Annotated in this window: 19 protein-coding genes; 8 read left to right on the plus strand and 11 right to left on the minus strand. The window is 53.3% G+C overall.

Features of this window, described 5'->3' with window-relative positions:
• The first annotated feature begins 198 nt into the window (after nucleotides 1–198).
• From QGM61_RS10425 to QGM61_RS10450, 6 genes are all read left to right on the plus strand, one after another.
• Nucleotides 199–738 (plus strand): hypothetical protein, encoded by a 540-nt coding sequence (locus tag QGM61_RS10425; protein WP_237132528.1) that lies wholly within the window; start codon nucleotides 199–201, stop codon nucleotides 736–738.
• A 329-nt stretch (nucleotides 739–1,067) separates the two neighbouring features.
• Entirely contained in the window at nucleotides 1,068–2,435 is a 1,368-nt protein-coding gene (locus QGM61_RS10430) for a c-type cytochrome (protein ID WP_237132529.1), read from the plus strand.
• Nucleotides 2,436–2,505: 70 nt separating this feature from the next.
• Nucleotides 2,506–4,269, plus strand: a complete 1,764-nt coding sequence (locus tag QGM61_RS10435; RefSeq protein ID WP_237132530.1) for a cbb3-type cytochrome c oxidase subunit I — start codon at nucleotides 2,506–2,508, stop codon at nucleotides 4,267–4,269.
• Nucleotides 4,266–4,898, plus strand: coding sequence for a cytochrome c oxidase subunit 3 (locus QGM61_RS10440; protein ID WP_237132531.1), 633 nt, complete (start codon nucleotides 4,266–4,268; stop codon nucleotides 4,896–4,898). Before QGM61_RS10435 ends, QGM61_RS10440 begins: the two co-directional genes overlap by 4 nt.
• A 55-nt stretch (nucleotides 4,899–4,953) precedes the next feature.
• Nucleotides 4,954–5,640 carry a heme-copper oxidase subunit III family protein gene (locus QGM61_RS10445; protein WP_411268762.1) on the plus strand — a complete coding sequence of 229 codons (687 nt, stop codon included), beginning with the start codon at nucleotides 4,954–4,956 and terminating at the stop codon, nucleotides 5,638–5,640.
• A gap of 60 nt (nucleotides 5,641–5,700) precedes the next feature.
• Entirely contained in the window at nucleotides 5,701–6,051 is a 351-nt protein-coding gene (locus QGM61_RS10450; protein ID WP_237132532.1) for a cytochrome C oxidase subunit IV family protein, read from the plus strand.
• Here QGM61_RS10450 and QGM61_RS10455 read toward each other — a convergent pair.
• Both QGM61_RS10455 and QGM61_RS10460 read right to left on the minus strand, forming a co-directional pair.
• Complete coding sequence (locus tag QGM61_RS10455) at nucleotides 6,048–6,713, minus strand: hypothetical protein (RefSeq protein WP_237132533.1); 666 nt, start codon at nucleotides 6,711–6,713, stop codon at nucleotides 6,048–6,050. The genes QGM61_RS10450 and QGM61_RS10455 overlap by 4 nt on opposite strands.
• A 1-nt stretch (nucleotide 6,714) precedes the next feature.
• Nucleotides 6,715–7,386 carry an SURF1 family protein gene (locus QGM61_RS10460; RefSeq protein ID WP_281132904.1) on the minus strand — a complete coding sequence of 224 codons (672 nt, stop codon included), beginning with the start codon at nucleotides 7,384–7,386 and terminating at the stop codon, nucleotides 6,715–6,717.
• Between the two features lie 99 nt (nucleotides 7,387–7,485).
• Between QGM61_RS10460 and QGM61_RS10465 the strand changes: the two genes are divergently transcribed.
• Entirely contained in the window at nucleotides 7,486–7,695 is a 210-nt protein-coding gene (locus tag QGM61_RS10465) for a DUF2909 domain-containing protein (RefSeq protein ID WP_281132905.1), read from the plus strand.
• A 93-nt stretch (nucleotides 7,696–7,788) separates the two neighbouring features.
• Here the strand turns inward: QGM61_RS10465 and QGM61_RS10470 are convergent, their stop codons facing one another.
• The 5 genes from QGM61_RS10470 to QGM61_RS10490 all read right to left on the minus strand — a co-directional run bounded on the left by QGM61_RS10470 (nucleotide 7,789) and on the right by QGM61_RS10490 (nucleotide 14,542).
• Nucleotides 7,789–8,715, minus strand: a complete 927-nt coding sequence (locus QGM61_RS10470) for a cytochrome c oxidase subunit 3 (protein WP_237132536.1) — start codon at nucleotides 8,713–8,715, stop codon at nucleotides 7,789–7,791.
• A gap of 34 nt (nucleotides 8,716–8,749) precedes the next feature.
• Complete coding sequence (locus tag QGM61_RS10475; protein ID WP_237132537.1) at nucleotides 8,750–9,316, minus strand: cytochrome c oxidase assembly protein; 567 nt, start codon at nucleotides 9,314–9,316, stop codon at nucleotides 8,750–8,752.
• Nucleotides 9,317–9,368: 52 nt separating this feature from the next.
• On the minus strand, nucleotides 9,369–10,973 hold the full coding sequence (gene ctaD / locus QGM61_RS10480; RefSeq protein WP_237132538.1) for a cytochrome c oxidase subunit I: 1,605 nt from the start codon (nucleotides 10,971–10,973) through the stop codon (nucleotides 9,369–9,371).
• A 5-nt stretch (nucleotides 10,974–10,978) separates the two neighbouring features.
• Nucleotides 10,979–12,127 (minus strand): cytochrome c oxidase subunit II, encoded by a 1,149-nt coding sequence (coxB, locus tag QGM61_RS10485; RefSeq protein ID WP_237132539.1) that lies wholly within the window; start codon nucleotides 12,125–12,127, stop codon nucleotides 10,979–10,981.
• A 321-nt stretch (nucleotides 12,128–12,448) separates the two neighbouring features.
• Nucleotides 12,449–14,542 (minus strand): M3 family metallopeptidase, encoded by a 2,094-nt coding sequence (locus QGM61_RS10490; RefSeq protein ID WP_281132906.1) that lies wholly within the window; start codon nucleotides 14,540–14,542, stop codon nucleotides 12,449–12,451.
• Nucleotides 14,543–14,624: 82 nt separating this feature from the next.
• Here QGM61_RS10490 and QGM61_RS10495 point away from each other — a divergent pair, with 82 nt between their 5' ends.
• The gene (locus tag QGM61_RS10495; protein ID WP_281132907.1) at nucleotides 14,625–15,161 is read left to right on the plus strand and encodes a gamma carbonic anhydrase family protein; all 537 of its coding nucleotides are present in this window, start codon (nucleotides 14,625–14,627) and stop codon (nucleotides 15,159–15,161) included.
• Here the strand turns inward: QGM61_RS10495 and aroE are convergent.
• Genes aroE through dprA form a run of 4 tightly spaced genes read right to left on the minus strand, consistent with a single transcriptional unit; the run spans nucleotide 15,140 to nucleotide 18,702 of the window.
• A complete protein-coding gene (gene aroE / locus QGM61_RS10500; protein WP_317622182.1) occupies nucleotides 15,140–15,985 on the minus strand; it encodes a shikimate dehydrogenase in 846 nt (281 codons plus the stop codon). The genes QGM61_RS10495 and aroE overlap by 22 nt on opposite strands.
• 15 nt (nucleotides 15,986–16,000) lie before the next feature.
• The gene (hemF, locus tag QGM61_RS10505) at nucleotides 16,001–16,939 is read right to left on the minus strand and encodes an oxygen-dependent coproporphyrinogen oxidase (RefSeq protein WP_237132543.1); all 939 of its coding nucleotides are present in this window, start codon (nucleotides 16,937–16,939) and stop codon (nucleotides 16,001–16,003) included.
• Between the two features lie 22 nt (nucleotides 16,940–16,961).
• Entirely contained in the window at nucleotides 16,962–17,537 is a 576-nt protein-coding gene (locus tag QGM61_RS10510; RefSeq protein WP_281132909.1) for an L-threonylcarbamoyladenylate synthase, read from the minus strand.
• 22 nt (nucleotides 17,538–17,559) lie between these two features.
• Nucleotides 17,560–18,702 (minus strand): DNA-processing protein DprA, encoded by a 1,143-nt coding sequence (gene dprA / locus QGM61_RS10515; RefSeq protein ID WP_281132910.1) that lies wholly within the window; start codon nucleotides 18,700–18,702, stop codon nucleotides 17,560–17,562.
• Nucleotides 18,703–18,721: the final 19 nt, after the last annotated feature.

Consider the following 18,721-nt stretch of genomic DNA (forward strand, 5'->3'; position numbering starts at 1 on the left):
TTGGAGGAGTAAATTGATATTGAGAGCGGCCCGAAAGGTCAAGTCCGCTACTCAAGGGAAATGGCCCCAAGCCGACCCAGCAAGACCGGCAGCAGGGTCTCAGTCTGTTGATTTAGTGTCATCTGAAATTGCGGAGCAGGTGTATACAAGACTGATAGATGTACAAAGAAGCGATCCAAAAACAGAAGGAGAAGCTAAATGAGATGTATCTATTATTTGTCACCCACCCTCAAAAGCACCCATCAGATCTCAGACGATCTGCACTCCATCGGCGTGGATGACTGGTTTCTGCATATCCACAGCAAGGACGAGAGCGGGCTGGTCAAAGAGCATCTTCACTCGAGCAATTATTTTGAAACCCTGGACTTTATTCGCGAAGGATTCATAGGCGCTGGAATTGGCTTTGTCGCGGGCCTGGTGTTTGCCGGTCTGATCGGCATGACAGATCCCTTTGCGGTATCCATCCCCTGGTACGCCTTTGCGGCCATCGTGTTTCTGGTCACCTGTTTTGGTGCCTGGGTAGGCGGCCTGACTGGTGTGATGAATGAGAACAAAAAGATCGCTCACTTCCACGACGATATTAAAGCTGGCAAGTATCTTGTTCTGATTTACGCGAAGGAAAAGCAGGTCAAGAAAGTGCAGGAGATGATGACCAACAAGCATCCCGAGGCACAACTTGCCGCTATTGACCCTCACTTCCTGAACCCATTTGCAGACCTGCAGATGGTCCGTGCCTGATTGCTTCACAGCAGTTGTTGCACAGACTAAAACAATACTATACGATCCAAAGGGATGGTGGTTTACCCCGCCATCCCCGCTTGAATGTTTGATGTAACAAGTACGATGTAACACCGTTGAGTACCCGTCCGAAAGATAACAAGAAAGGGAGGGACCCGCGTTGTGAACGGCATTTGTTTTCACGTTCGATGTCAACGACGTAACCAGGACATTCACCACCCGATGCTGCTGCCTGTGCAGTGCATCCGGCCTTTTATTTTTATCTTTCGCTGTACAGTTGCTGTATCCACTGTTGTCCGTGCTCGCACTTTCACAAGGATATCCCGCGTATGGCTATTGCAGTTGTTCTCGTCCTGTTGGTCGTTGGCTCCGTCGTCTTTCACTTTGCCAGTCCGTGGTGGTTTACTGAAATCGCCTCAAACTGGGCAAACATCGACTTCACGGTTAATCTCACTTTCTGGGTAACCGGCTTTGTATTCATAGCCGTAAACCTTTTCCTGGCCTATAGTGTCTATCAGTATCGCCAACGCAAGGGCGAGGCCAGCAAGGCTGTATATGAGCCCGAAAATGCCCGCCTTGAGACTGGCCTGACAGTTATTACCACACTGGGCGTTGCTGCATTGCTGGCGCCAGGTCTGTTTGTTTGGGCCCAGTTTGTTACCGTCCCGGAAGAAGCCAGCGAATTCGAAGCCTTCGCGTCACAGTGGCAATGGTCCTTCCGTTACCCTGGCGCTGATGGCCAGCTTGGCACTGCCGATATCCAGCACATTACTGAAACCAACCCCTGGGGCATCAACCCTGACGATCCGAACGGGCAGGATGATGTGGTGGTCAAAAAGCCCTACATGGCGCTTCCGCTTAACGAGCCGGCCAAAGTCCTGCTCCGCTCTCGAGATGTACTGCATAACTACACCGTACCCCATTTCCGCGTGAAGATGGACATGGTGCCGGGTATGGTTTCTTACATGTGGCTGGAACCAACCCGTACAGGTGTGTTTGATATCCTCTGCGAGCAATACTGCGGGCTTGGTCACCACATCATGCGCGGCCGGGTTGAAATCATGGAACCGGGCGATTTCCAGAGCTGGCTTGCTGATCAGCCCACTTTTGCCGAAACCCAGGCGCAACCGGCTGCCGACGTCGCGGCAGGCCAGCAGTCATACATGGTCTGCGCCAGCTGCCATGGGCAGAACGGCGAAGGCAACCGTGCCCTGAATGCGCCAGCACTGGCGGGATTGCAGCCCTGGTACATTGAACGCCAACTGCGCTACTACTCTGAAGGGGTGCGTGGCGCCAATCCGGAAGACACCACTGGCCAGTCCATGGCCCCCATGGCAAATATGGTCAACTCTGATACAGCAAGACGTAATGTGGCGGCGTACATCCAAACCCTTTCCGGTAACGACTCTGCCCAGACCACCATCAGCGGCGATATCGATCGTGGCGCACGCATCTACAGTGCCAACTGTGCGGCCTGCCATGGTGACGACGGCCGCGGCAGCTGGGCAACGGACGCACCTGCACTGGCGGGTATGGACGACTGGTACCTTGCGCTGCAGCTGGAAAAATACCGCAGCGGCATTCGCGGCCAGCACCGTGATGACGATTATGGTTACCAGATGACATCGATGGTGAAGGCGATGCGCACAGAAGAACAGCAGAATGACGTCATTGCCTATATCAATTCGCTGCGCTGAGAGACCGGGCAGGACTTTACAACAATAATTTGAATAGCTGGACAGGGTTCTACACCCGGAGGATGTTTACATGGCATACGTACCATTGGCCGACCAGGACGATCCGCACGCCCTGCATGATCCGCACAGTTTCATCACAAAGTATGTCTGGAGCCAGGATCACAAGGTAATCGCGATTCAGTACGGCGGCACTGCCATCTTTGTCGGATTGATCGCATTGGGGCTCTCGATCCTGATGCGCTTGCAGCTGGGTTTCCCTGACTCGATCAGCTGGATAGATCCTGCCTTTTATTATCAGGCCGTGACCATGCACGGCATGATCATGGTGGTATATCTGTTGACGGCCCTGTTCCTGGGCGGTTTTGGCAATTACCTGATTCCTCTGATGTGTGGCACCCGGGACATGGTGTTTCCGTTCCTCAACATGCTTAGCTTCTGGTTCTATCTGCTGTCAGTGATCATTCTTCTGGCAAGCTTCTTTGTGACGGGAGGGCCGGCGGGTGCTGGCTGGACCCTTTATGCGCCGCAGTCGATAACGGCCGGTACGCCGGGTTCTGGCGGCGGCATGCTTTTGATGCTGATCTCCCTCGCCGTGTTTATCGTGGCCTTCACGATGGGCGGTCTCAACTATGTGACCACCATCCTCCAGGCGCGTACCCGTGGCATGACACTGATGCGTATGCCGCTTTCCATCTGGGGCATCTTTACGGCGACAGTTCTCGGTCTGTTCGCCTTCCCGGCACTGTTGGTCAGCGCAATCATGCTTGGCTTTGACCTGGTGCTCGGTACCAGCTTCTTCATGCCAGCTATGATGCAGTTGGGAGAGCAGTCAACTCAGGATGGCGGCAGCCCGATTCTCTTCCAGCATCTGTTCTGGTTCTTCGGGCACCCGGAAGTGTACATCGTGGCACTCCCTGCATTCGGCCTGGTGTCCGATGTGATCGCAACCCATGCCCGCAAGAACATCTTTGGATACCGCATGATGGTCTGGGCGATTATTGCCATCGGTGGCCTCAGCTTCCTGGTCTGGGCTCACCACATGTATGTCAGCGGCATGAACCCATATTTTGGTTTCTTCTTCGCGACCACTACCCTGATCATCGCAGTACCCACCGCATTGAAAGTCTACAACTGGGTACTGACACTGTGGCAGGGCAATATAAGACTCAATACGCCCATGCTGTTCGCCATTGGCTTTATTTTTACCTTTGTCCACGGGGGCCTGACCGGACTGTTCCTGGGCAATGTGATTATTGACGTACCACTTGCCGACACCTACTTTGTGGTCGCTCACTTCCACATGGTGATGGGTGTGTCTCCAGTGCTGGTGCTGTATGCAGCCCTGTATCACTGGTATCCAAAAATGACCGGCCGCATGTACAACGAGACAATGGGTAAAGTCCATTTCTGGTGTACTTTCCTTGGCACTTACGCCATTTATCTGCCCATGCACTACCTGGGGTTCCTGGGTGTTCCGCGCCGCTACTACGAGATGGGCAATACTGATTTTGTGCCTGCAACCGCTCAGGCGCTTAACGCCAACATCACCATCGCTGCGATTTTCGTAGCCACGGCTCAGGTGCTGTTCTTCATCAACATCTTTATGAGCCTGCGCAAAGAGAAAGACGCCGGTGGCAATCCCTGGGGCGCCACCACTCTCGAGTGGCAGACACCTGACACCCCTCCCAAGCATGGCAACTGGGGTCCGGAACTGCCAACCGTTTATCGCTGGGCCTATGACTACAGCGTGCCGGGCGCCAAACAGGACTTCATCCCCCAGAACGAACCGGGAGAGGAATACGAGAAGACCTTTCATACGCGAGGTCACTCATGAGTTTGTATCGTCAAGTTACTGAGAAACCCTGGAATCAGGTAGGTCTGCCAGATGGTATAGAGGCGCGGCCTACTTTCCAGGTACCCGACCAGAAAGTGGCACTGGTGCTGTTTGTAATCGTGGCATGCGTGCTGTTCTCCTTGCTGACTGTTTCGTATTACCTGCGAATTGCCTGGGGTGCAGGCGACTGGGTGCCAGTGTCAGAACCTGCCACGCTATGGGTCAATACCGGCGTTTTGGTGGCATGTAGTGCGGTGTTGCAGTGGTCATTGATACAGGCACGACGCCAGGAGGCTATTCGACTGACATCAATGGCGGGACTTTTGTTCGTGGCGGGTGGCTTACTGACGCTGGTATTTATTGCAGGTCAGTACACTGCATGGCAAATCCTGATAGGGGGCGGTTATACGCTACAGAGCAACCCGGCCAACGCCTTCTTTTACCTGTTGACGGGGGTTCACATACTGCACCTGGCCGGAGGTTTATGGGTTTGGACCAAAGCGCTGTTTCATATGAGCAGCGGTGCGAAAGCCGGCGACAGCCGCCTGAGTATCGAGCTTTGTACCTGGTACTGGCACTTCCTGCTGTTGGTCTGGTTTGGCCTGTTTTACGTGCTATCAACCACCTGATGCAACCGATGTGGATCTTAAAAAAGAATAATTGGACTACAGAAAGGAAATTAACATGAGTCAGAGCGAGGCAGTAGCCAACGGCAGCCCGACAGCAGCGGGCATGACTGGCTTTGTACAGGACTGGAAGTCTGACAAACAGACTTATCAGGTACCCTGGGGCAAGGCCATGATGTGGATCTTCCTGGTCAGTGATACCTTCATTTTCTCCTGCTTCCTGGTCGGGTACATGACCGTGCGGATATCGACCGCAGACCCATGGCCACTTGCCACGGAAGTTTTTGCATTGTCCTTTTTCGGCAGTGATCCGATTCCTCTCATTCTGATCGCCATCATGACCTTTGTGCTGATTACCAGTAGCGGCACGATGGCGCTGGCAGTGAACTTCGGCTATCGGCGCGACAAGCGCAAGACCGTCATGTTCATGTTGTTTACCGCCGCACTGGGTGCCACGTTTGTGGGTATGCAAGCTTACGAATGGTCAAAACTGATTGGCTATGGGGTCAGGCCCTGGAGTAATCCCTGGGGTGCGGAACAGTTCGGGTCGGTTTTCTACATGATCACAGGCTTTCACGGTCTCCACGTTTCAGCCGGGGTCATATACCTTTTGATTATCGCTCGCAAAGTAGCGCGCGGCGATTATGACAAAAAAGGCTACGAAATTGTCGAGATCACTGGACTTTACTGGCACTTCGTTGACCTGGTCTGGGTGTTTATTTTCGCCTTCTTCTACTTATTGTAAGTTGGTGTTTGACGAAATTGACCCTGAACATATTCTGAAAACAATCTGAGGAGCCTGGTTATGGCATCTGAAGCAGGACAACAACACCCGCTGGGGATTTATTACAAGATCTGGATTTTGCTGTTTGTGCTGAGTTTGTTCAGCTACATGGTCGACTACCTGGATGTGCAGGGCGTCATGCGCTGGACACTGGTATTACTTTTTATGGCGTTGAAGGCCGGATTCATCTTAGCCATCTTTATGCATGTAAAGTGGGAGCGGATGGCATTGGTCATGACCATTCTTGGTCCGCCAATAGTATTGTTGCTGTTGATCTTCTTTATGGCAGTAGAGGGCAATTATACAGAGTCGGCCCGTGTCCAGTACCTGGGGCATGACGCCAACCAGGCACCGGCGCACGTTGAACATTAACCAAGGCTGGAATGACGGAGCAGTTTTTCCAGATCGGTTTTGATATCGTCGATCCCGTGGGTACTGTCGTAATACATCATGACATTGCCCACCGGATCGACAAAAAAGATGTAGTTGTCGTCTGACAGGTTCAATTCCACACCTTTAGCGGCCAGATTGTTCTCTACGCTGGTCTCATCTGCAAACGCCACCCCCATGCTGGGGAACTCGGCACGAAAATGATCTCGACTTTCCTGGCTCAACGGCGACATATTCGCAGCCAGGTCACCTGCCTCAAGGTAGTAGCGCCTTACTCGCGGCGTATTCTTATTCAGCGTGATGTGCATTTGCCGAAGTAAATGAATGCGCTCCCGGCAGGATGCATCACAGTCCTGAGTGTTTACGAATACGATATGCCAGGGTTGCGGCTCATAATCATCATCGCTTTCCAGCTCAGCCACCAGTTCGTCAAATGACCGAAAAACAGGATTACCTGCCGCGTCGAGCATGGCCAGATCGGTGATGTCGGCTGGTGGATTTATCAGATTACCTTTATTGACAGTTCCGCCAAAAAATCCGGACTCAGACGCTGAGCGAAATGCGAATGTTGCCATTGTGATCGGAACAAATGCGATCAGCAGCAAAAATGCGAGTTTAAGTTTGGTACGAGTCATTTGTTGCATATCAGCTCTCCGAACGTCTGAAACTGAACATTAAATATAGGGCAATGAGCACCGCTGCCATCAGGAACCACTGGACAGCGTAACCACGATGCACACCGGGTCGTGTATTTATGGCCTGCCAATTTGGCTGCAGGAGTCCTGGTGAGCCGGTCTCCAGTCTAACGCTATAGGGCAGCAGATCCTGACCAAGCACTTCGGCTGAGCTCGGCAAATCAATTTTCTGGACGACCTGTGGCCAGGAATCCGTATAGATATCTTCGGCAAACATCATCAATTCGCCATCCGGCACATAGATCACCGCATTTATCGTCACCGGGCCGTCCGGCGCACTGACACTGGGAAGCTCCTTCCGTGTGCGGCCCTGCGGCACCCATCCCCGATTGACCAGAAGCACTCCGTAGTCAGTGTCGAATGGTGTCAGTACCTCATAACCCACCTGAGAGTCATATATCCGGTTGTCGAGGTAGAACTGCCGGCGCCCGTCAAATCGTCCAGTCGCCTGAACACGGGTCCAGCCAAGATCCTGCTGAAGCCAGTCTACCCGGTCCAGCGTGACTGGCGCTTCCAGCAGACGCTGCTCATACTGGTTCTGCAGATCAATCTTCTGCTGTTCGCGCGACAACTGCCAGAAGCCCAGTGATAGCAGCAAAGGGAACAGCAGGGCAGTGAACACTGTGAGTTTCCAGTTTATTCGAAACAAGCCAACCTCAATCTATGCTGCTATTATGGTTTTCCAATATTTGAACCTTACGGAATCCTTCAGAGGACCACTATGTTACAAGCTGCTATTGTTGTTTTGCTGATCGGCATTTTGATCAGTCTGGCTGCCGGATTTTATTTTTTCTACAAAGACCAGGGTAGATCCAAGCGTGTTATGTATGCTTTGGGTGTACGCGTAACGATGGCGGTAATTTTGATGGTCCTGGTCTTTTACGGACTTAGTACTGGCCAGCTGAATCTACAGACCCCCTGGAACCCCTGACACTTTCACAATTAAAAACCTTCTCAAAAAAAGACGGCCCGCATAAGCGAGCCGTCCCTGGTCATATGTCACTGAATGACGACCGATTGATGTTTACAGCAAGTAAACAAAGATAAACAGACCTACCCAGACCACGTCAACGAAGTGCCAGTACCAGGCAGCTGCTTCGAATCCAAAGTGGTCATTCGGCTTGAAATGGCCCTTCAGGCAACGCAGCAGCATGACGATCAGGATGAACGTACCCAGCGTCACGTGGAAGCCGTGGAAACCCGTGAGCAGGAAGAACGTAGAACCGTAGATGCCGGAATCCAGGGTAATGCCGTAGTGTCCGTAGGCTTCTACATATTCCAGCGCCTGCAATGCCAGGAACAGGATACCCAGAGCTACTGTCACAAACATCCACTGGAGCAGACGCTTGCGGTTTTCTGCCTTCAGCGCAACGTGCGCATAGTGCAGAGTCACCGATGAAGTAATCAGGATAACCGTGTTCCAGAAGGGCAGGTAGCCAGCGAAGAAGCTCACGCTCCACTCTTTGACGTTCAATCCTTCGTGCGGGTTAGTAAACAGTGTGGGATCCGGGTTGACGACCAGCGGCCACGCAGCCTGGAATTCCGGCCACAGTACTTCACCCGCCAGACCCTTCTCGCCTTCACCGCCGAGCCACGGCACTGCCAGTGTCCGGATGTAGAACAGGGCGCCGAAGAATGCCGCGAAGAACATCACCTCAGAAAAAATGAACCATGCCATACCCCAGACGTATGAGCGCTTGAGCTGGTCATTGTTCAAACCGGCGTGGTTTTCACGAATCACTGTGGCGAACCACTGGAAAATGATGAAGGACAGCAACAGGAATCCGGCCAGGGCTATCCAGGTGGACACCGCTACAGAATCACCCGCAGACACGTCATTCAACACGCTGCCTAAGCCAAATACCATGAAGAACAAACCAATCGATGCAAAGAACGGATACTTGGTCTGTTCCGGTACGTAATACACACTATGGGAGCTTTCGCTGGCCATCTTATCTCTCCAGAAATAACAATATTATTCTCGTTTACCTGCTGGCTACTGCCGCTGTCTTACTTTTTTCCGTGATGTCGTACAGCGTATAGGACAAGGTCAGTTTGGTGATCTCTTCCGGCAGCCTGGGGTCAACAAAAAAGCGCAGTGCCATGTCGACCGTTTCACCAGCCTGCAAAGGCTGTTCTGCAAAACAGAAGCATTCAATCTTGTTCAGATGGCCTGCTGCTGCGTTGGGCGCCACACTCGGAATCGCCTGTCCTACCATCAAGGTGTCTCGTGGATTGCTGACACGGTAATGAACTACATGAACCTCACCTGGCTTGACGCGCATCTGATTGACAGAGGGCTTGAACTCCCAGCCCATCTCGACGTTCTGGTGCGCAATGAACTGCACCGTTACTTCGCGATCTTCTTCAATCAGCTGACCGGCTTCCGCAACTTCCACGCGTCCGCCAGTCTTGCCGTTTAAACCTGTGATGTCACAAATCACGTCATACAGAGGTACCAGAGCAAATCCAAATGCAAACATACCTACCACGGCAAACAACAATTTTACGGCTAGTTTCTTGTTATTACCTTTCGCTACGTTCTTGGTCATCTCATCTACTCCGGTACAACTACATCGTAAATTTGACAGTACCTCTTTGCCCTTACTGAGCCTTGATCAGGCTGGGGTCAGGCGGCGTTTCAAAGGTGTGGTATGGCGCCGGAGACGGCACAGTCCATTCCAGACCCTGAGCACCTTCCCAGACCTGGGCAGTTGCTTTTTTGCCACCGCGGATACACTTGATGACAACCAGCAGCAGAATCAGCTGCGAGAAGCCAAACAGGAATGCACCGACACTGGAGATCCAGTTGAAGTTGGCAAACTGCAGCGCGTAGTCCGGGATACGGCGGGGCATACCAGCCAGACCCAGGAAGTGCTGCGGGAAGAACAGCAGGTTTACACCGACAAACGACATCCAGAAGTGCAGCTTACCCAGTGTCTCGTCGTACATGTAGCCGGTCCACTTAGGCAACCAGTAGTAGGCGGCCGCCATCAGCGAGAATACTGCGCCTGGTACCAGTACGTAGTGGAAGTGGGCAACAACGAAGTAAGTATCGTGATACTGGAAGTCAGCCGGGGTAATCGCCAGCATGACGCCAGTGAAACCACCGATGGTGAACAGCACTACGAACGCGATTGCAAACAGCATTGGCGTTTCAAAGGTCATGGCACCGCGGAACATGGTGGCAACCCAGTTAAACACCTTCACTCCTGTCGGAACGGCGATCAGCATGGTGGCGTACATGAAGAACAGCTGGCCAGCCAGAGGCATGCCGACGGTAAACATGTGGTGCGCCCATACAATGAAGGACAGGAAAGCAATTGACGCAGTTGCGTATACCATTGAGTCGTAGCCGAACAGACGCTTACGGGCGAAGGTCGGGATGATCGCAGACACGATACCGAATGCCGGCAGAATCATGATGTAAACTTCAGGGTGACCGAAGAACCAGAACAGATGCTGGAACAGTACCGGGTCACCACCGCCAGCCGCGTTAAAGAAGCTGGTACCGAAGTGGATGTCGAACAGCATCATGGTAACCACACCCGCCAGAACCGGCATAACCGCGATCAGCAGGTAGGCAGTGATCAGCCAGGTCCATACGAACAGTGGCATTTTCATCAGGGTCATGCCAGGCGCACGCATGTTCAGAATGGTCGCGATCACGTTGATCGCACCCATGATGGACGATGCACCCATGATATGGACGGCAAAGATGAAGTAAGTCACTGAATCGGGAGCATAGGTCGTCGACAGCGGTGCGTAGAACGTCCAGCCGAAGTTGGGACCACCGCCTTCCATGAACAGGGTGGACACCATCAGCGTGAACGCAAATGGCAGAATCCAGAAACTCCAGTTGTTCATGCGTGGCAACGCCATATCAGGCGCACCAATCATCAACGGAATCATCCAGTTGGCCAGGCCCACGAACGCTGGCATGACCGCACCGAATACCATGACCAGACCATGCATGGTGGTCATCTGGTTGAAGAAGTTAGGCTCTACGAATTGCAGGCCAGGCTGGAACAGCTCTGCGCGGATTACGAGAGCAAAAGTACCGCCCAACAGAAACATCGCAAAGCTGAACCACAGGTACAGAGTACCGATGTCTTTGTGGTTGGTTGTGAACAGCCACCGGGAAATTCCCTTGGCAGGACCATGGTGATGGTCGTGATCATGTGCGTGATCGATAGCAGCGCTACTCATGGCGTTTACTGTCCCCCTACTATGAATTCGTTGACTTCAGCGGGCTGAACCATGTCACCTGACTGATTGCCGAAGGCATTGCGCACGTAGGTGATGATGGAGGCGAGCTCAATCGGATTTAATTGACGACCGTAAGCAGCCATGGCTGTGCCAGGAACACCATTGACCAGTGTGTCCATGGTCACGCCGATGTCACCGGTTGCCTTGGCGCTACCTGCCAGTGCAGGGAATGCAGGTGGCATGCCCTGGCCATTGGCCTGGTGACAGGCGACGCAGTTGCGGCTGTAGATCTCTGCGCCTTCTGCCATGGCTTCGTCCATGCTCAGTGCAGCGTTGGTCAACTCGGCAACCTGCAGCGCCTGCTGCTGTTGTTCGGCGTACCAGGCTTCAAAGTCGGCCGGTTCAAGCACGTGAACTTCGATAGGCATGAAACCATGTTCCATACCGCAAAGCTCGGCGCACTGACCACGATAGATGCCAGGCTCTTCCACGATTACCCAGGACTCATTGATGAAGCCGGGGATAGTGTCTTTCTTGATGGCAAATTCAGGCACCCACCACGCGTGCAGCACGTCCGCGGCAGTCATCAGGAAACGCACTTTGGTGTTGGATGGGATAACCAGCGGGTTGTCGACTTCGAGCAGATAGTTTTCGCCCTTGTCGATTGAATTGCTGATTTCTTCACGGGATGTTGCCAGCGAGCTGAAGAAAGAAACTTCTTCGGCATTCGGATCATCGTCCATGTAGCGATATTCCCAACGCCACTGGTAGCCGATGATCTGAACATCAAGTTCGGATTCGGACGCGTCGTAAGCTGCGGTCAGCACCCGTGTTGCCGGGATGGCCATCGCGATCAGAATCAGGAAGGGGACCAGTGTCCAGACGATTTCCACTTTGGTGCTTTCGTGGAAAGTTGCCGGTTTGGCACCTTTGGATTTGCGATGGTTGATGATGGACCAGAAAAGAACCCCGAAAACAACTACCCCGATGGCGATCATCCACCAGAAGATTGTCATGTGCAGGTCATAGGTCTCGCGACTGATTTGGGTTACGCCCCTGGGCATATTGAGTTCCCAGGCTGCATGCGCACCAGCGCTCCACATAAGCAGAGTGCCGAAGGCAAGGCTTAACCACAGCTTTGCTTTGGACAACATTCGCCGTGTCTCCGTATAGTAAGAAAAGGCTGTTTCTACGTTTTAGATGTATTTATTGTTTTGATTTCAGACGCTCCACTTGCGCTGACTTGTGTAACCCCTTGCGTGACCCAGGACCCGGACGTGACGTTCCCTTGACGTATCAAAGGCTGTAACCGGAGCAGATTTTGGGCAGGATTTTCAGGTGCAAATTAAAGCGCCGGGCATTATAAAAAATTTTTTCTTCAATTGCCATGAAATCCGGCCAACATTTGACACGTTGTTGGCCTTCCATGCGCCGGGCAATATAGACGTCTTTGCCACCCAAATCCCTGCGTTAGATCAACTAATCCTTTGATTTCCGGGCCTGTCGAGCCCTTCCTGCCTCAGAAGAGCTGACATATCCGGCTCTCTGCCCATAAAATCTTTAAACAGGGTCAGTGCACTCGCACCACCACCTTTTGACAATATTTTGTCAAGAAAGCTCTCCCCTACATCCGGATTGAGAACGCCAGACTCGTTGAAGCGTGAGAATACGTCTGCTGATAACACCTCAGCCCATTTGTAACTGTAGTATCCAGCCGAGTAGCCACCAGCGAATATATGCGAGAAGCTGTTTTGAAAGCGGTTATAGTCTGGAACCGGATAGACTGAGGTTTTCGTTCGCGTCGCGCTCAACACTTCAGCAATAAAGTCGCTTTCGTCTGAACAGGGAGTCTGGTGCAGTATGAAGTCGAACAGTGCGAACTCCAGCTGACGCACGGATCTCATGCCTGACTGGAAGTTCTTGGCGGCAATCATTTTCTCCAGCTGGACGTCCGGCAGAGCTTCACCTGTCTGATAGTGGCCGGAGATCATGGCGATAGCCCGACTGTCCCAGCACCAGTTTTCCATCAGCTGGCTGGGAAGTTCAACGGCATCCCATTCGACGCCACTGATACCCGAACTGCCAAGATACGGCTCTCGTGTCAGCATGTGGTGCAATCCGTGACCAAACTCATGAAACAGAGTGGTCACATCATTGTGCGTCAGCAGCGCTGGCTGACTGGCAGTCGCAGGCGCAAAGTTACAAACCAGGTAAGCAACCGGGAGTTGTCGCGATACGACCGCATCTCCGTTGAAAATGACACGATGGTTGCGACAATCCGCCATCCACGCTCCACCTCGCTTGCCTTCTCGGGTATACAGATCCAGGTAAAAGCGGGCAAGCACCTCACCGTCGCGTAGAATCGAGTAGAACTCAACATCCTGATGCCAGACGCTGGCATCGGTGTCCCTGGAAATCTGCACGCCATAAAGTGTCTCAACAATCTGGAACAGGCCCGCCTTGACCTTTTCCGCAGGGAACCAGGAGCGCAGCTCTTCCTGTGAAATGTCATAACACTCTTTGCGCAGCTTCTCGCTGAAATACGTTATGTCCCAGGCATTCAGCGAAGTCACACCGAAGCGTTCCTCGGCGAACTCACAAAGTTCCTGATACTCGCGCTCGGCTGCCGGACGGCTGTAATGGATCAGATCACCAAGAAACTGATTTACCCGCTCCACCGAGTTGGCCATCTTGCGGGCCACGGATACTTCGGCGTAGTTGGAGAATCCGAGGATCTTTGCTTTTTCCTCTCTCAACTTGAGAATTTCCAGCATGATTGGCTGATTATCGAGACTTTTATCGCCAAATTCAGCCGCTCGGGTGGTGTAAGCCTGATATACCTCCTGGCGTAGCTCTGCATTGTCGGCGTAGGACATCACTGCGTAGTAAGACGGGAAATCCAGAGTCAGCAGAAACCCCTTTTTCCCTTTTTGTGTCGCTGCTTCTTCTGCGGCACTGATGGCGGCCTCAGGCATACCAGACAGGATTTCCCTGTCTTCCACCAGCTTGCTCCATGCTCTGGTAGCATCGAGCACATTGTTGCCAAACTGATTACTTAATTCGCTTAATCGGTTTTGTATATCAGCGAACCGCTTTTTGCTGTCGCCGGAAAGATTGACACCCGACAGTTCGAAGTCCAGCAGGCTGTCTTTTAATATCTTGCGTTGCGATGCATTCAGGGACAGTGCCTCAGCCGCCTCGTAGAGCGCCTTTACGCGCTGGTAAAGCGCTTCGCTTTGACCCAGCGCGGAGTAGTACTCCGAAATCAATGGCTGACAGTCGGTGTAGGCCTGCCTGATTTCAGGCGTATTCATTACGCTGTTAAGGTGGCTGGCAGTTGACCACACTTTGCCAATCCTGTCGTCCAGCTCATCCAGCACTCCCATTAATGAATCCCAGGCAGGATCTGTTAACAACGAGTTGTCGGCCTCGAGGGATTTCAGCGTGTCTCGATTATCCGCCAGAACCTGTCGGACGGCCGGCTCGATATGTTCCGCGCGGATGGTGGCAAAATCCGGCAGTCGATCAAAGGCAAGCAAAGGATTCTGATTGGCAGTCGATGCAGGCATCCAGAAAAACTCCTGTCTGGGTAGTAAGAAAAACGGCTCTCATCATATCATTGTCGCAAGCCATTGCCGAAAAGGAAGCTTTATGAGCATCAGACGCTTCGAGTCCCACGAACCACAGCTTGGAAACCGCGTTTTTGTCGATGAGACCGCTGTTGTAATCGGTCAGGTAGAAATAGGCGATGATTCTTCTGTCTGGCCTATGACAACCATCCGCGGCGACATTCATAGCATTCGCATCGGCGCCCGCAGCAGCATCCAGGATGGCTCGGTTGTACATGTGACCCACGATGGGCCCTTTAACCCAGGCGGTTTCCCATGCTCGGTGGGGAACGATGTCACCGTTGGCCACAAAGTAATGCTTCATGGCTGCACGATACACGATCGCGTCCTTGTCGGCATGGGTGCAACCATCATGGATGGGGCCGTTATCGAAAGCGATGTGATCATAGGCGCCGGCAGCCTGGTGCCGCCTGGCAAGACACTGGAGAGCGGCTATCTGTATGTTGGCTCTCCGGTGAAGCAGGCTCGCAAACTGACCGAGCAGGAAAAATCCTTTTTCCTTTACACGGCTAAGAAGTATTGCGAGCTAAAGGACCGCTATTTGGCCAGCAAGGCGTGAAGTGCCGCGATAACGGGCTGTGTCTCCGGCTGGACACCGCGCCAGATGCGGAATGATTCGGCAGCCTGCTCAACCAGCATACCACTGCCATCCAGCGCCAGCAGCGCACCACTCTCGCGTGCCCATTGCTGAAACACCGTCCCGCCCGGGGCGTAAACCATGTCATAACAACCCGTAGCGGCTGATATCAGCCAGCCTGGCAATGCCGGCATTTCTCCTTGCAGGCCCGCAGAACTTCCATTGATCAGCCAGTCCGGCGCAGGAGTTCGATCTGGCGACGGCTGGCCCTGCAGCTGCTCCAGGCTCAGCACCCTGAGTGGATACTGCGAGCTGAAATCCTCAGCCATCGACGCGGCACGCGCCAGTGTGCGATTGACGATGGTGATCGAAGCGGGCCTGGCTGCGATCAATGGCGGCAACACACCGCGCACGGCACCGCCGGCACCAATTATCATGATGTTTGCACCAGCCAGTTTGCCGCCGTGGTTCTTTTCGATGTCGCGAACCATACCGGTACCATCGGTATTGTCGCCAGCGAGTCGCCCGTCGGCTAATTGGTAGAGCGTGTTTACAGCGCCAGCCAGCTCTGCATTTGGGGCAAGCCAGTCGACCAGTCGCCAGGCGGTTTCTTTATGCGGCACAGTCACGTTCAGCCCTTTGCCGCCCTCAGCAAAGAACTTGTGAACACCGGCCACAAAATTCTCCGGTGACAGTTCGAGGCTGTCGTAAGACAGCCGTTCGCCAGTCTGCTCGGCAAACTGTGCATGAATGAAGGGGGATTTGCTGTGCGCAACCGGATAGCCGGTTACCGCGTATCGATCAATATCGGCCATCAGTTCCTACACCCAATCCCGAGCGCCCAGGAATTCAGTGTAGAGGCGCTCCTCTTCAGTGCCTGGGGCAGGGTGCCAGTCATAAATCCAGCTCACCTCAGGAGGCAAAGACATCAGTATGGATTCAACGCGACCCAGTCCGGACTGAAGACCAAACAGGGTACCGCGGTCGAACACCAGATTGAACTCTACATAACGACCACGCCGGTAGCGCTGGAATTGTTTGTGTTCGGCGGCAAACGGCACGTACATGCGCGCTTCCACGATGGGTGCATAGGCTTCCATATAACTATTGGCAATATCCTGCACCATCGCAAATGTGTCTTCAAAAGACTTTTCATTAAAGTCATCAAAGAACAGGCCACCAACTCCGCGAGTTTCTTTCCGGTGCGGCAGATAAAAATAATCGTCGCACTCTTTCTTGAATCTTGGATACAGGTCTTCACCATGCGCGTCACAGGCGCTTTTTGCCGTTCGGTGCCAATGCCGGCAATCCTCTTCATTGCCATAATACGGTGTCAGGTCATAACCGCCCCCGAACCACCAGACCGGAGACTTGTTGTCGTCTTCAGCGATAAAGAACCTAAAGTTGGCATGAGAGGTCGGAATAAACGGGTTGTCCGGGTGTATGACCAGTGACACACCCATGGCCTGAAAGCGTCTTCCAGCCAGTTCGGGCCGACTTGCTGTGGCCGAGGGAGGAAGCGCATCACCGTAGACATGGGAAAAGTTTACGCCGCCTTTTTCAAAGACTTTACCGGCGCTGATGACGCGGGTTATACCACTGCCACCTTTGTCACGCTGCCAGGAGTCCTCGTGAAAGCGCGCCTGCCCATCCAGTGCTTCCAGCCGTTCGCAAATGTTGTCCTGCAAAGTCAGCAGGAAAGTTTTGACCGCCTCGGTATTTACCTGTTGGTCTGCTTGTTCGTTTGATTGATCAACCATGACCAGATCTCCTCTTTAAATATCAGACGGCGCGCATGACCTGGCCTGTCGCCAGATCAATAATCTGCGATGGCTTGCTGGCACCCCCCAGTGACCCGGGCAGCACATAATCCAGTTGCGCCCCGAGTTGCTGCTCTAACAATACTCTTGAACGAATCGCCGGCCTGCCGGCCAGATTGGCCGAGGTCGAAACCACCGGGCCACCGAATTGCCTGCACAATTGCTGGACCAAAGGGTGGCTGCTGACACGCAGCGCAACAGACGGGTGATCTCCTTTTATCCACCACGGCACCACATCCTGCGAGTCCCGCACCAGATAGGTAACCGGGCCTGACTTCGCCTGCCCGGACCAGCCTTTTTTCAGCACATCCAGTTGCTCAGTGGGCAGCGCCGATAAAATGAAATCCAGCTGCTCAATTGTTGCGGCGACGAGAATCATACCTTTTTCAACAGGCCGGCGTTTGATCTGCAACAAACGCAGCGTGGCCTGCTGTGAGAATGGATCGCAACCCAGGCCCCAGACCGCCTCGGTCGGGTAGGCGATGACCCCCGCGGATGACAGCACCCTGCAGGCTTTGTCTACAGCCAGTCTTTTCATAGCGTTTTCTCGGCTTGATTGTTCATCGGTTTATAAACCACTTACCTGCCTGTTTGCAGATGTGTCCAGACAACTCCAACTGAAGCAGCTTCAGGTTCAGCGACGGCAGGGGCAACTGTGAATGACTCATTAGCGCATCACTGGTAACACCATCGTCTGCAATTAGCCGTAGTAAGTCTGTACAGCCATTGGGAACCGACACAGCTTTATTAGAAACTGCGTTTCCTGGAATTTCTTTGGTCTGCAGCTCCAGCTGACCCTGAACCATCGGTGCAAGCTGCTCAATGATATCTGTGGCATTTTCCGCCAGTGTGGCGCCTTGGCGCAACAGGCTATGACATCCCCTGCTGCTCGGTGTGTTGACCGAGCCGGGCACCGCGAACACATGGCGTCCCTGCTCAAGAGCAAGGCGCGCGGTAATAAGCGAGCCACTTCTCATCGTCGCCTCTATCACACATACGGCAAGACTCAGTCCGCTGATAATCCGATTGCGCTGGGGAAAATGAAAGGCGTCTGGTGGTGAATGCAGCGGAAACTCAGAGATAACAGCTCCTCTACCAGCGCCATGACTGATACTGGACGCGAGTTCGGCATTTGCCTTTGGATAAATAGTATTCAGCCCGTTGCCCAATACGGCAATGGTTGGTTTGTCCTGTATCACGCTCGCCATATGTGCGGCCGTATCGATACCGCTGGCCAGACCACTTACCACCGTAAATCCGGCGCGCCCAAGATCCCTGCTTATTCGGCCCGCCAGGTCTCTGCCATACCGGCTACAGTTACGGCTGCCGACCAGCGCAATGCAGGGCTGGCAAAAAATGCCTGGATCACCGCGAACAAACAGTACCGGCGGCGGGTCTGGCAGCTCGCGCAGTAGCGCTGGATAGCGATGGTCATCGAACAATACAAGACTGTGCTCATCCTGTTGCCTCCACCTCAGGGTCTGTTCGAGCGCCTGTCTTGCCCGCGAATTCGAATCTCTTGCAGTTTGTATGCGCTGGATAACGTCATCATCCAGCTTGAGTTGCTGCAGGCTGTCTACTGGCAATTCCAGCGCGCCTCTGGCGCTGCCGGCCCTGGCCAGCAATCGGTGCATGCGATTGGCGTGGCTTTCCAGGGCATGGTAGAGCAGAAGGTAGCTTTCCAGATCTGTGCAGGACATCATCGTTTACCTCCGTGTATGA

Source organism: Pseudohongiella sp. SYSU M77423 (assembly GCF_029911965.1).
Classification (GTDB): Bacteria; Pseudomonadota; Gammaproteobacteria; order Pseudomonadales; family Pseudohongiellaceae; genus Pseudohongiella.

Bases quoted from the DNA above. Each gene is read 5' to 3' on its own strand.
- hemF (WP_237132543.1), bottom strand. From the start codon at position 16,939: ATGGTTGATCAATCAAACGAACAAGCAGACCAACAGGTAAATACCGAG.
- QGM61_RS10430 (WP_237132529.1), top strand. From the start codon at position 1,068: ATGGCTATTGCAGTTGTTCTCGTCCTGTTGGTCGTTGGCTCCGTCGTC.
- QGM61_RS10510 (WP_281132909.1), bottom strand. From the start codon at position 17,537: ATGAAAAGACTGGCTGTAGACAAAGCCTGCAGGGTGCTGTCATCCGCG.
- coxB (WP_237132539.1), bottom strand. From the start codon at position 12,127: ATGTTGTCCAAAGCAAAGCTGTGGTTAAGCCTTGCCTTCGGCACTCTG.
- QGM61_RS10450 (WP_237132532.1), top strand. From the start codon at position 5,701: ATGGCATCTGAAGCAGGACAACAACACCCGCTGGGGATTTATTACAAG.
- QGM61_RS10440 (WP_237132531.1), top strand. From the start codon at position 4,266: ATGAGTTTGTATCGTCAAGTTACTGAGAAACCCTGGAATCAGGTAGGT.
- QGM61_RS10490 (WP_281132906.1), bottom strand. From the start codon at position 14,542: ATGCCTGCATCGACTGCCAATCAGAATCCTTTGCTTGCCTTTGATCGA.
- dprA (WP_281132910.1), bottom strand. From the start codon at position 18,702: ATGATGTCCTGCACAGATCTGGAAAGCTACCTTCTGCTCTACCATGCC.
- QGM61_RS10435 (WP_237132530.1), top strand. From the start codon at position 2,506: ATGGCATACGTACCATTGGCCGACCAGGACGATCCGCACGCCCTGCAT.
- QGM61_RS10455 (WP_237132533.1), bottom strand. From the start codon at position 6,713: ATGCAACAAATGACTCGTACCAAACTTAAACTCGCATTTTTGCTGCTG.
- QGM61_RS10475 (WP_237132537.1), bottom strand. From the start codon at position 9,316: ATGACCAAGAACGTAGCGAAAGGTAATAACAAGAAACTAGCCGTAAAA.
- QGM61_RS10425 (WP_237132528.1), top strand. From the start codon at position 199: ATGAGATGTATCTATTATTTGTCACCCACCCTCAAAAGCACCCATCAG.
- QGM61_RS10465 (WP_281132905.1), top strand. From the start codon at position 7,486: ATGTTACAAGCTGCTATTGTTGTTTTGCTGATCGGCATTTTGATCAGT.
- QGM61_RS10445 (WP_411268762.1), top strand. From the start codon at position 4,954: ATGAGTCAGAGCGAGGCAGTAGCCAACGGCAGCCCGACAGCAGCGGGC.
- QGM61_RS10495 (WP_281132907.1), top strand. From the start codon at position 14,625: ATGAGCATCAGACGCTTCGAGTCCCACGAACCACAGCTTGGAAACCGC.
- QGM61_RS10470 (WP_237132536.1), bottom strand. From the start codon at position 8,715: ATGGCCAGCGAAAGCTCCCATAGTGTGTATTACGTACCGGAACAGACC.
- ctaD (WP_237132538.1), bottom strand. From the start codon at position 10,973: ATGAGTAGCGCTGCTATCGATCACGCACATGATCACGACCATCACCAT.